The organism is Prevotella scopos JCM 17725, assembly GCF_018127785.1.
GTDB classification, from domain to species: domain Bacteria; phylum Bacteroidota; class Bacteroidia; order Bacteroidales; family Bacteroidaceae; genus Prevotella; species Prevotella scopos.
This window is the reverse complement of sequence record NZ_CP072390.1, coordinates 1,388,883-1,400,920: the sequence shown is the minus strand read 5'-3', so window position 1 is coordinate 1,400,920 and position 12,038 is coordinate 1,388,883. Positions and strand designations below refer to the sequence as shown.

The 12,038-nt window shown below is 42.1% G+C and carries 9 protein-coding genes; 7 read left to right on the top strand and 2 right to left on the bottom strand.

Annotated features, from left to right (window positions below):
* Nucleotides 1-476: 476 nt before the first annotated feature.
* A complete protein-coding gene (locus J4856_RS11215; protein ID WP_065367712.1) occupies nucleotides 477-1,490 on the bottom strand; it encodes an aspartate-semialdehyde dehydrogenase in 1,014 nt (337 codons plus the stop codon).
* 667 nt (nucleotides 1,491-2,157) lie between these two features.
* Here J4856_RS11215 and J4856_RS11210 point away from each other — a divergent pair.
* From J4856_RS11210 to J4856_RS11180, 7 genes are all read left to right on the top strand, one after another.
* Entirely contained in the window at nucleotides 2,158-2,361 is a 204-nt protein-coding gene (locus J4856_RS11210) for a hypothetical protein (RefSeq protein ID WP_025838541.1), read from the top strand.
* A gap of 258 nt (nucleotides 2,362-2,619) precedes the next feature.
* Nucleotides 2,620-5,328, top strand: coding sequence for a hypothetical protein (locus J4856_RS11205; RefSeq protein ID WP_025838543.1), 2,709 nt, complete (start codon nucleotides 2,620-2,622; stop codon nucleotides 5,326-5,328).
* 424 nt (nucleotides 5,329-5,752) lie between these two features.
* Nucleotides 5,753-7,870: a cation:proton antiporter gene (locus J4856_RS11200; protein ID WP_065367714.1), complete on the top strand. Its 2,118-nt coding sequence runs from the start codon at nucleotides 5,753-5,755 to the stop codon at nucleotides 7,868-7,870.
* 66 nt (nucleotides 7,871-7,936) lie between these two features.
* Complete coding sequence (locus tag J4856_RS11195) at nucleotides 7,937-8,611, top strand: ABC transporter ATP-binding protein (protein WP_025838545.1); 675 nt, start codon at nucleotides 7,937-7,939, stop codon at nucleotides 8,609-8,611.
* A gap of 102 nt (nucleotides 8,612-8,713) precedes the next feature.
* The gene (locus tag J4856_RS11190) at nucleotides 8,714-9,097 is read left to right on the top strand and encodes a GxxExxY protein (RefSeq protein WP_025838547.1); all 384 of its coding nucleotides are present in this window, start codon (nucleotides 8,714-8,716) and stop codon (nucleotides 9,095-9,097) included.
* Between the two features lie 95 nt (nucleotides 9,098-9,192).
* Nucleotides 9,193-10,059 carry a CvfB family protein gene (locus tag J4856_RS11185; protein ID WP_065367715.1) on the top strand — a complete coding sequence of 289 codons (867 nt, stop codon included), beginning with the start codon at nucleotides 9,193-9,195 and terminating at the stop codon, nucleotides 10,057-10,059.
* Between the two features lie 61 nt (nucleotides 10,060-10,120).
* Complete coding sequence (locus tag J4856_RS11180) at nucleotides 10,121-11,005, top strand: tRNA threonylcarbamoyladenosine dehydratase (protein ID WP_025838551.1); 885 nt, start codon at nucleotides 10,121-10,123, stop codon at nucleotides 11,003-11,005.
* Between the two features lie 165 nt (nucleotides 11,006-11,170).
* Here the strand turns inward: J4856_RS11180 and J4856_RS11175 are convergent, their stop codons facing one another.
* The gene (locus J4856_RS11175; protein WP_025838552.1) at nucleotides 11,171-11,575 is read right to left on the bottom strand and encodes an OsmC family protein; all 405 of its coding nucleotides are present in this window, start codon (nucleotides 11,573-11,575) and stop codon (nucleotides 11,171-11,173) included.
* Nucleotides 11,576-12,038 lie beyond the last annotated feature (463 nt).

Here is a 12,038-nt window from a genome sequence, read left to right as displayed (position 1 = left end):
ATACTTTCCTTCCTTATTAAACGTGCTTTTTGTGGCGTTTTTCTCACGTGTTTATTCTGTTGATATATAGTTTATTAGACTATGATATAACGACTTCGGTGAATTCTTTTCATGATAATAAATATTTATTTTCATGAAGAAAAATATTTATTTACGTGAAAAGAAATAATTATTTACGTGAAGAAAATTCCACCAAGCACGTTTCTCATACGTAGAAACGATAGTTATACGATAGTTAAATAGCGTTTTTAGTAGGTCAAGAGACTATGTTTACTATGGTGAAGCTTATGTCTTTTGATGTAGCCTATCATCAATTGGCTTTATTAATGCAAAAGAAAAGAGCGTATCAAGAAGTTTTCAGTCTTCTCGATACGCTCTTTTTATGTTCTGCAAACCCTTATCCTTTTTCGGTAATCACTCCCCTCCCTACGGGGGAGGGGTTGGGGGGAGGGGCCAGCTTTTCTTTTTCTTCCTTCCTATTTCACATTACCCACCTTAATCAAATACTCCGCAATTTGTACAGCATTCAAAGCGGCACCCTTACGAATCTGATCGCCTGTGAGCCAGAGCGTATTACCATTGTCATCAGCAAGGTCCTTACGGATACGGCCCACATAGATGTCATCGTGGCCAGCACTCTCAAGTGGCATTGGATAGATATAGTTCTGTGGATCATCAACAACAGTAACACCAGGAGCAGCCTTCAAAGCCTCACGAATCTCCTCAACAGAGAGTGGACGCTCGGTCTCGAACCATACTGCCTCAGAGTGACTACGGAGTGAAGATACACGAACGCAGGTAGCAGAAGTGCGAACATCAGAGTGCATAATCTTACGTGTCTCGTTAAACATCTTTACCTCTTCCTTTGTATAGTCGTTCTCTGTCATCTTATCAATCTGTGGAATGACATTGTATGCCAACTGATGTGGGAACTTCTCAACAGTCTTCACCTCGCCTTTCTCAACAAGTTCCTTATACTGCTGCTGCAACTCTGCCATTGCGGCAGCACCTGCACCAGAAGCACTCTGATAGCTGCTTACATGTACCTTCTTGATATGGCTGAGTTTATCGATAGGATTCAATACAACAACCATCATGATAGTTGTACAGTTAGGGTTGGCAATGATGCCACGAGGGCGATTCAATGCGTCTTCTGCATTGATCTCTGGAACAACCAATGGAACGTCATCATCCTGACGGAACTGGCTTGAGTTATCTATCATGACAGCACCATACTTGGTAATGGTATCTGCAAACTCGGCTGATGTGCCACCGCCAGCACTAGTGAAAGCGATATCTACATCTTTGAAATCATCGTTATGCTGGAGCAGTTTTACTTCGTATTCCTTACCCTTGAATGTGTATTTCTTACCCGCTGAACGCTCTGAACCAAAGAGAACGAGGTCGTCTATTGGGAAATTTCTTTCAGCTAAGATGCGCAGGAATTCCTGACCTACGGCACCACTGGCACCAACAATTGCTACTTTCATATCTTTTATCTTTATTTATTTCAAACCTATTCTTAGTTGCAAATTTACTATTTTTCTTGTAATATAAGGTATGGTTTGTTTTTCTTTTTTTGTTTTTTTTGTCTATTTTTTTCTTTTATTTAATTTTTATTATTAATTTTGCTTCTTCTATTAAGCATATAAGTAAAGAATTTTCCCGCAATCCACAACTATTTTATATACGGCTATTTAGAATGTTATATTCTGTGGTTGTCTGACGTAAGGAAACTCTTTATAGTGTTAAATCATAAGTGAGATGAAGTATACACTGTTATTGAAACAGGTTTCGGTTACCAGATTTATTCTTTTTTGGCCTGATCAGGACGGGAATAACTGTCGGATAAAGCTTGTTGCTCCTTTTCCGTGCCTTGAGTTCGAGAAGGCTAACTGTTTCTGGCTCGGGCAAGAAGTAAAGGATGGTGGAAGAGAGCATTCAGGCTGGACAGATGGTATATGTTTAATCGTTATGGTCTTGAAAGTTTTCCTGACAGCTAAGTTTTTACTCCCTGTAGATTTCTGAAAGATGGTCCACATTGTTTTGTAACTGCGATTATTTATAGTCTCGCCAGTTTCGTCTTTTACTTACCTTTGATTAATTACATTGAAAATCAAATAAACATACTAATATATTTATAAAACCTAATTATTTATGAGAAAAATCAGAAAGGGTGTACGCGAACTTTATGTGTATCCTACTGTTGAAGTGATCGAGGTGAAACTGGAGAGTGAACTCTTTGCAGGAAGCCCCGATGTCCGTCCCGGTGGTGGCGGTACTCCTGCTCAGCAAGGTACGGTTCAAGTTATTGAAGCCAAAGAAGAAGATGGAGGCGATGATGATAACTTGGAAGGATGACCGATGAGTTTTTATATGAGTTAAAGTAAAGAACTTTTCTACTGTGTCAGAAGTGGTAGGGGGATAGTCTTTATGCTGTTGTCTTTCACCTCTTACACTTTCTTTACGTAATTAAAGGGAATAAGTGGAAAAATAATTAACGTACCCCACAATTTCTATAGCAAGAGTGGCGTCCTGCAAACCTTTAGGGTTATCTGACAGTTCACTCTCCTCTCTGAAGGTGAGAGAAGCCTGGGGTGAAGTTTTCTTTTAGAATTTATGAACAAACTTTCTTATTATGCGTTCACAGCATTTTTAGCTGTTGGATCAGCAATGACAGTAGTATCGTGTGCTGACGGCGATTTGGAGAACAATGACAGAGTGTACGGCAATGGTGAGCTTGTCCGTTTCAGAGTTAATGATGTGCAGGAAGAAACCTTGAGCCGTGGTGTGATGACACGTGGTGCCATTACACCTGGTTTGTGTGACAGTGACCTGGCTGGTCAGAAGCTTGAGGCATATAGCAATGCCAATATAGATGTGTGCCTGATAGAGACTACCGTTGAGGGTGTCAATCCGGTAAAGTCTGGTGTTTCTACACGTGCTAGGATAGTTACGACTTCTACTCTTGGCGATTTCTCTTCCTCTGGTATTCGCGGAACTGTAGCCTCTGGCATTATTACCAGTCCTGAGTGGTTCCATGCTAAGAGAACCAAGAGTAACGGTGAGCTTTATACGCCTATTTACTGGTCGTTCTCACAGCCTAAGGCCCGTTTCTTTGCAGTTCATCCTAACATTGAGAGTTACTCAAAGATGGTTATCAACGAAACTGATGCCAGTGGTAGCCCAAGTGTTGACTTTACTGTAGAAGGTGATGTAACGAAGCAGGTCGATCTGATGACTGCCTGTTCTGGTGATATAGAGTATGCTGAGCAGGGTGTTCAGCCTACAACAAGTCTTGACTTTCGTCACGCTCTTACAGCTATTCGCTTTGCTGTGGGGCAGAATCTTTCTTGGAACAAAACCATCGACAGGGTGGAGTTGCGTAATGTTGTAATGAAGAGCAGGTATGTGCTTTCAAAACAATTTGATGGTACTGGTGCAGACTGGGATCATTCAAAAGATAGTCGTGGTACTGCATTCCTCTCTGGTGTTAGGGTTAGCACTAGCCATAACCCTAACGTTACTATCATGGGTGATGCAGGTGATAACTACACCTTCTATATGATTCCTCAGAAACTTACAGGAAGTAACGTTGAAGTCTATGTTCATTGCACCGATGGCACAACGATTAACGTACCATTGAAGGGCGAGTGGAAGGCTGGTACAACACGTACATACAAGTTAAGTCAGATAAACTCAACTTGGACCTATGTGCTTACTCCAACTGACCCAGAGCGTGCTGCTAACTATGACGAGAATGAGTCACAGGCTTTTGGTATTACAAGTTACCGTTATTCTCCAGGTTCTCCTTCTCAGAGGCAGGCTGTACCTTGGAAGGTTGTTGGTTATGATGCCAATGACGATGGCAATTTCTCAATGGACGAAAAGCCAGACTGGCTGACTACGCTCAGTCTGACAGAAGGGGAAGGTGGTACTGCTGCAGATCTGGGAACTGCTTCTTTTGAGCCAGCTGTTACTGATTTTCTTGATAATCGTAACAAGGAGCTCAAGGAGGCACAGGCTTTAGGCACTGTTACCCCTTATGACCTTTCAACCAAGGGAGGAAGCGTAGCCCGTAGTACCGCCAACGCTTATCTTATCTCTGCTCCCGGTCATTATCGTATTCCTTTGGTCTATGGTAATGCTATTAAGAATGGTGAGAATAACCCTAGTTCTTACAAGACAAATAAAAGAGGGGCTAATGTCCTGAGAAACTTCCAGGACCACGCAGGACAGGATATCACTGACCCGTGGATAGAAAAGACCAACGGTGGGTCAAATAGTGGTGTTGATGGTGCTGAAGTTGTCTGGGCTGATGCTGCTGGGCTTGTTCAGCTTTCTTCTACTCCTATTGTTCGTGATGCTGTGGGTAATGCCTATCTTGACTTCACGGTTCCAGCGGACAATATTCAGGGTGGTAATGCTGTCGTTGCAGTTAAGAAAGGTAACACCGTTATTTGGTCTTGGCATCTCTGGTTCGCACCTGAGGATGTTCTCAGTACGATACCTGTTACCAACAAGCAAGGTAAGGTTTACAACTTCACCAAGGAGACCTTGGGATGGAAACCAACAGTGTGGGAAGGTTCTTCCTATGACAAGGACCGCATGGTGAAGGTGGGGATAGAGCAGACTGTTGCTAACAGTGGAATAAAGCAATTTGCTGTCATCAACCTCACCCAGAAGGCTGGTTGTGCAAGGCTAGGTTCTGCTACCTTTTATCAGTTCGGGCGTAAAGATGCCTTTCCTGGTGTCCCAAATGATGGCATCAAGGAAGGTGGTATTACCGCAAGTCAGAATGATGAAATGTCCATCAAAAATGGCATTCAGAATCCAGGAGTGTTCTATCCTGGTAGTCATAAGTTGTCTACAGGGCCTACAAATAGTTATTCGTACTATAACCTCTGGTCAATGGATAATACCGCTACTGGCTTTAATGATAATGTTGTTGTTAAGACGGTATACGATCCGTGTCCAGCAGGCTTCAAGATGCCTGCTTCTAATGCCTTTACAGGCTTTACGGAAAATGGTAAGAACGGAGGTAATATGAACGTTGACGGAACGGATGACGGAGAGACTTTCCAAAATAATTATGGTCATAATTTTTGGACAAACAACCAAAAGAATGCTACTATCTACTTTCCTGTTACGGGATTACGCGAGAAGTACAGCGCTTTTTTGACCATAATGGATATCGGTTGCTACTGGTTGGCAATTCCTTCCGATGCGGAAAACGCTTGCTTTATGGAATTCTCTGGAAGTGAGATTAAGCCGCTGCATAAACTCGATCGCCATTACGGACACTCAGTCCGCCCAGTCGCAGAATGATTTGACTTGTTGGAGGTAGTCCCTTTTGGGTATTGCCGCAAGTGGGTTAGCTGAAATCTTAGACATCTTGCCTTCCTATGTGTGGAAGGCAAGATGTAAGTAAGGTAAACAGTATGTGTTTTGTAGAAAAAATAGAGAGTGGGTAAGCAGGCTGGAATATTGGGCTTCTTTCTCTTTGCTCTCTGTAGGAGTGGGGTATGTCGTTTCTTGTATGTAACTTGATGTTTCAAGTCTTGTTACCGATTTTTATCCGTTTCTTTAATATCATTTTCCTACCTCTATGCGAGAAGTGATTTCTTGTTGGAGGTAGGTTTTTATTATTGCCTTGTAGAGTATCAAGAATTATAGAGCTTAATACATTGTTAATGTTAGGTAAGGCCAAAGTTTTTTCGTAACTTTGCAGACAGTAATTTTATAGATACGCATGCTGAATTTATCACAATATTTCCCGATAACCGACCCGACATTGATTTTCTTTGTTGTTTTGCTGATGATATTGCTTTCGCCTATCATCATGGGACGACTGCGCATTCCACATATCATTGGTATGGTGTTGGCGGGTATCCTTGTTGGAAAATATGGACTGAATATCCTTGGTCGTGATGCCTCGTTTGAACTCTTTGGACGTGTAGGACTGTTTTATATCATGTTCCTTGCAGGTCTGGAGATGGATATGGAAGGACTGAAGAAAAATCGTAATAGGGTGATGGTCTTTGGTATGTTGACCTTTCTTATCCCCTTTGCAATGACCTATTTTATGGGTGTCAGTCTATTGGGCTATCTTCCTTTGGCATCGCTTCTGCTTGCGGCAATTATGGCTTCTAACACGTTGATAGCCTATCCGATAGTGGGACGATACGGATTAACACGACATACGAGTTCGACGTTGAGTGTGGGTTCATCTATGATGGCTCTCTTTATGGCGTTGATAGTCATGGCTTCCATTGTAAACTCGTTTCATGGGAATGGTGGTATCGTCTTTTGGCTACTATTCATTCTGAAGTTTGTGGTTTATTGTGTGGGCTTGATTATGGTGATACCACGTGTGACCCGTTGGTTCCTTCGTCGGTATTCAGATGCTGTGATGCAGTTTATCTTCATCCTTGCCATCGTTTTCCTCTCAGCAGCTTTGTCGGATGCTGTGGGTTTGGAAGGAATCTTTGGAGCGTTCATGTCAGGTTTGATATTGAACCGATTTGTGCCAAAGGTATCTCCATTGATGAACCGTATAGAGTTTACAGGTAACGCACTCTTCATTCCTTACTTCCTTATCGGTGTGGGTATGCTGATTAATGTACGCTTGCTTTTTGCAGGAAGTAAGATACTTTGGGTTGTATTCTGTATTGTCTTCTTCGGCACCTTGGGTAAGGCGGTAGCAGCTTACTTGGCAGCTCGTTTCTTCCGTATGTCATGGTTGGCAGGTCACATGATGTTTGGTTTGACCAGTGCCCATGCGGCTGGTGCTATTGCGATGGTGATGGTAGGACGTAGGTTGCAGGTAGCACCGGGTGAATACCTCTTTGGTGATGAGGTTTTGAATGGAATTGTGATAATGATTCTCTTCACCTGTATCATCTCAACTGTCATCACAGAGCGGGCAGCACAACGGCTTCGTCTGCAGGAGAAAGAGGGACATGATATGATGAAGAATCTCGATGATGAGAAGATTCTGATACCTGTTAAGTACCCAGAGTATTCTGATAATCTTGTAACCATGGCTACACTGATGCGCAACCCACGGTTAAAACGAGAGTTGGTGGCGTTGAATGTGGTGTATGATGATGTAAATATGCGCCATAACCAGGCGGAGGGACAGCGTTTGTTAGACCATCTCTGCCATTTGGCAAGTGCTTCTGATGTACCGATGGTGACGCAGGTACGTGTTGCTGCTAATATAGCGAATGGCATCAAACATGCTTTTAAGGAGTTTCAAGCGTCAGAGATTCTGATGGGGTTACACTTCCATAAGGAGATTAATCGTAGTTTCTGGGGAGAATTTACACGAAGTCTGTACAATGGCCTGAGTCGTCAGATTATCGTGACACGTATTTTGCAACCGCTGAATACAATTCGTAGAATACAAGTGGCAATCCCTTCTCGGGCTGAGTTTGAACCAGGTTTCTATCGTTGGTTAGAACGATTGGCGCGTATGGCGGGCAACTTGGAGTGTCGTATCGCTTTCCATGGGCGTAATGAAACGCTGCAACTTGTTAATGAATTTATTCGTAATCGCTTCCCAAGTGTTAGGGCTGAATATGAAGAGATGGAGCATTGGAAGGAATTACCAACGCTTGGTTCGAAGATTCGAGAGGATCACCTCTTTGTCATAGTGACAGCACGTAAGGGTACGATATCTTATAAGACGGCAATGGAAAGACTTCCTGAAGAACTGAATAAGTTTATTAAAGGCAAGACAATCATGATTATCTTCCCTGATCAGTATGGTAGTGAGATGGATGATATGACCTTTGCTCAGCCACAGCATACGGAGGAACGCAGTGCTTATGAGGCTGTAAGAGAGTGGATTCATAATAAGGTGTAAGTGGTTATTAGGCTAATAAGGCTAATACGGCTAATTAGCCCAATAGCCCCAATAAAAGAATAGAATATGATAGATATTAAGAACATAACAAAAAGCTTTGGCTCGCTTCAGGTGTTGAAGGGGATTAATCTTCGTATTGAGAAAGGCGAGGTTGTCAGTATCGTTGGCCCATCTGGAGCTGGTAAAACAACCTTGTTACAGATACTTGGAACGCTGGATAAGCCAGATAGTGGCTCTATTGTTGTGGATGGTATTGACGTGGGTAGCCTATCAGCTGGTAAGTTGAGTGATTTCCGCAACCAGCACTTGGGTTTTGTCTTCCAGTTCCATCAGCTTCTTCCTGAGTTTACAGCTCTTGAGAACATTATGATTCCTGCTTATATTGCTGGAAAGAAGAATAAGGATGCACGTCAGCGTGCCGAAGATTTATTGGAATTTATGGGCTTGAGCGACCGTGCTAATCATAAGCCTAACGAACTTTCCGGTGGTGAGAAACAGCGTGTTGCAGTAGCTCGTGCGTTGGTAAACAACCCTGCTGTCATCCTTGCCGATGAGCCTTCGGGTAGTTTGGATAGTAAGAACAAGCAGGAACTGCACCAACTCTTCTTTGATCTTCGTGATAAGTTCGGTCAGACCTTTGTCATCGTTACACACGATGAGGGGCTTGCACAGATAACAGATAGAACGATATATCTTAAAGACGGCTTGATACAGAATGACGTTTGTCAAGAGACAGAATGATGTTTGTTGAAAGACAGAATGACATAAAGACATATTTTTTAATGACATATTCTTTATAGAGTATGTTGGTAGACGATAAACTTAATAATTACTAATAGCCTGATGAATACTGAAGAGGTTATAAAGCTGATAATCAATAAAGCCTATGAGGTTCGGAGCCATTTTGTAGCTGGGTATTTAGAGAGTGTTTACAAAAAAGCATTGCTGATAGAACTCAGAGACGCTGGACTTAAAGTGGAGGATGAAGTAGAAATGCCTGTTCGATATAAAGGACATATTATAGGTGATTTCAGAGCAGATATTGTTGTAGAAGGATGTGTTATCATCGAACTAAAAGCAGTTGCTCAGTTACTTCCAGCACACGCAATTCAATTGGTAAACTACCTTTCAGTAGCTGGAGTAGATAATGGTCTGCTTATAAACTTTGGTGCTGCAGAAAGATTAGAAATAAAACGCAAGTACAGAGTTTATAGTCCTCATTCCTAAAAGAAAATCGCATTTAAGCTCGGCAAAATAAATATGTCATTGAAAAAATATGTCTTTATGTCATTCTGGCTTAAGCTAATTAAATATTGAACATTATGTCTAAAATAAAGCTTGGAGCATACAATACGCTCACAGTACAGAAGATTGCCTTGCGTGAAGGCAATGGTGATCCATTTGGAATCTATCTTGATGGTGGTCCGGCTGGCGAGATTCTCATGCCTCAGAAATATGTCCCAGAGGGTACGGAGATTGGGGATGAGCTGGAAGTGTTCGTTTATCTCGATCAGGATGAACGCCCAATTGCTACTACGGAGGAACCTTTGGCGCAGGTAGGCGACTTCGCTTACTTGGAGTGTTCGTGGGTGAATGAGTATGGGGCATTCCTCTCTTGGGGTGTGATGAAAGACCTCTTCTGTCCTTTCCGTGAACAGAAGAAACGTATGACTATCGGCAATAGCTATATTGTTTATATTCATCTTGACGAAGAGAGCTATCGCCTTGTTGCCTCAGCAAAGGTAGAGCGCTATCTTGACGAGCAGCCACGTGGCTATAAGCATGGACAGGAAGTTGACTTGTTGATATGGCAGAAGACCGATCTTGGCTTCAAAGTCATTGTAGATAACCGCTATGCAGGCCTTATCTATGAAGATCAGGTGTTCCAATATGTTCATACTGGCGACCGCCTAAAGGGTTATATCTCTACTGTTCGTCGTGATGGTAAGATTGATTGTACACTTCAGCCTACAGGTCAACAGCATGCGGAAGACTTTGCGGAAGTTCTGCTTCAGTATTTGAAGGATCATGGTGGTGTATGTGATCTTGGCGATAAGAGCGAGGCAGAGGATATCAAACGCCGTTTCCAAGTCTCTAAGAAGGTTTATAAACGTGCTGTTGGTGACCTCTATAAGCGTCATCTAATCACCATCGAACCACTGTCTATTCGTATTGTCAGTGAGGGATGATGCTTCTAACTCGCTTTTTTGTTGTATCTTTGTAGTCAAATAAAGGATAATAAAGAATATAATGCAGAATCAATTCTCAAGAATCCAACTTCTTCTTGGTAAGCCCGCTATCGATACGCTTAATGGTAGTCGTGTTGCTGTCTTTGGTGTTGGAGGTGTTGGCGGATATGCAGTAGAAGTATTGGCACGCAGTGGCGTGGGTGCTATAGACGTTATTGATGACGACCGTGTCTGTCTTACGAATGTCAACAGACAGCTTCTTGCCACCACGCGAACAGTGGGAAAGCATAAAGTAGATGTTGCTGAAGAGCGCATCCATTCAATCAATCCACGATGTATCGTGCGTAAATATCAGACATTCTATTTGCCTGATAATGCCGATCAGTTCGACTTCTCTCATTATGATTATGTCATTGATTGTATTGATACTGTAACTGCTAAGCTTGATCTTATCTATCGTTGTCATGAAATGAACATCCCATTGCTTTCTTGTATGGGTGCTGCATATAAACTGGATGCCACACAGTTTCGTGTGACTGACATCTTCAAGACCATCAACGACCCATTAGCGAAGGTGATTCGTAAGAAACTTCGTAAGACAAAGATTAAGCACCTAAAGGTTGTATATAGTCCTGAGGAGCCACTTGAGAGTATAGAACAGCCTGAGATCTCTTGCCGTTTCCACTGTATTTGCCCTGACAAGGATATGCGTAAGTGTACTGACCGTCATACTATCCCCAGTTCTAATGCGTGGGTACCAGCTGCGGCGGGACTTATTGCAGGTGGAGAGGCTGTGAAAGATCTTGTCAGTCTTGCCCACACTATGCGCATCCGTCCTGAGGATGAGGCTACAAGTGAGCCTGCTCGCATCGCTCGTGAACGTGCTGCAAAGATGTTGGAAGAGCATAAACGAATCAAAGCGGAGAAGGCTGCAGCGGATAAGTAATGTATTTATATTTTATTATTAAGGACATATAAGTCATTTCTGTCATCATTGGAAAGACATAATCCTAAGACTACGTAAGAAAATAAAAGGACATTTGGTGATGTTGCTATCTCCAAATGTCCTTTTTATTGCTTGTTATCTTTAACGTCACATTATACTATGAGATTACTCATAAACGAAGGTGAAGTCTTTCTTTGCGGTTAGTGTATTGCCAACAAAACAGGTCTTAAGAGCGATATGCTCAAACTTCTTACGCTGCTTCTCGTCGAATGAAGCCTTTAGATGGAACGTGATAGGAATACGTGTAATCGTAAAGGTCTGTATGTCTTCCTCTATCTCGCCGACCTCTGCATAGCAACCAGAAAAATCTACATCGCTGCGTTCTGCCCGCAGGCCCATCATAGTCAAGGCACATGCAGCCAGTGCATTACCTAATAGCTCCACGGGATTCTGATTTTCTCCTAAGCCTCCTACAGCTTTACCCGCATCAGTGTTTATGGTTACAGCCGACCTAACGTGCGTTGCTTCAACTCGTCCTTTACCTTGATAAATAGCTTTTGTAATTGTCATAATTATGATTTTTAGAATTAGTAATAATACTTTAGTTAGCTAATAATGCTTATATGTTCTCTACAAAGATAATAAAAGAAAATAGATAAAACAAAGATAGTATTTCTAATCTAAGTACCCTAGTTATTTTTTATTTAGTTTGCTGTCACTTTTAATATTTCCAGTATAAGGCTTATTATCAGTGATTTGTAGTCAATATTAGAGTGACAGGAATGACAGGAAAGTTTAAAATGAAATAGAATAGCAGAATTTCTTTTTGTGCCTCTTCTCTGATTATTTTATGGTAATGAAGTAGTAGATGCCAGAATATCCACTAATAATATTGGGTTTTTCTATGCTTTTACCTCAGTGCTAACGCCCAGCACATATGGTGCTGGGTGTTAGCACTAATTGTGCTGGGGCTTAGCTCTTACCAATGTTTTGTAAAGTAGCGTGTCAAACTACGCGAAAAGCCTATGTTGTT

Bases quoted from the DNA above. Each gene is read 5' to 3' on its own strand.
- J4856_RS11215 (WP_065367712.1), bottom strand. From the start codon at position 1,490: ATGAAAGTAGCAATTGTTGGTGCCAGTGGTGCCGTAGGTCAGGAATTC.
- J4856_RS11210 (WP_025838541.1), top strand. From the start codon at position 2,158: ATGAGAAAAATCAGAAAGGGTGTACGCGAACTTTATGTGTATCCTACT.
- J4856_RS11205 (WP_025838543.1), top strand. From the start codon at position 2,620: ATGAACAAACTTTCTTATTATGCGTTCACAGCATTTTTAGCTGTTGGA.
- J4856_RS11200 (WP_065367714.1), top strand. From the start codon at position 5,753: ATGCTGAATTTATCACAATATTTCCCGATAACCGACCCGACATTGATT.
- J4856_RS11195 (WP_025838545.1), top strand. From the start codon at position 7,937: ATGATAGATATTAAGAACATAACAAAAAGCTTTGGCTCGCTTCAGGTG.
- J4856_RS11190 (WP_025838547.1), top strand. From the start codon at position 8,714: ATGAATACTGAAGAGGTTATAAAGCTGATAATCAATAAAGCCTATGAG.
- J4856_RS11185 (WP_065367715.1), top strand. From the start codon at position 9,193: ATGTCTAAAATAAAGCTTGGAGCATACAATACGCTCACAGTACAGAAG.
- J4856_RS11180 (WP_025838551.1), top strand. From the start codon at position 10,121: ATGCAGAATCAATTCTCAAGAATCCAACTTCTTCTTGGTAAGCCCGCT.
- J4856_RS11175 (WP_025838552.1), bottom strand. From the start codon at position 11,575: ATGACAATTACAAAAGCTATTTATCAAGGTAAAGGACGAGTTGAAGCA.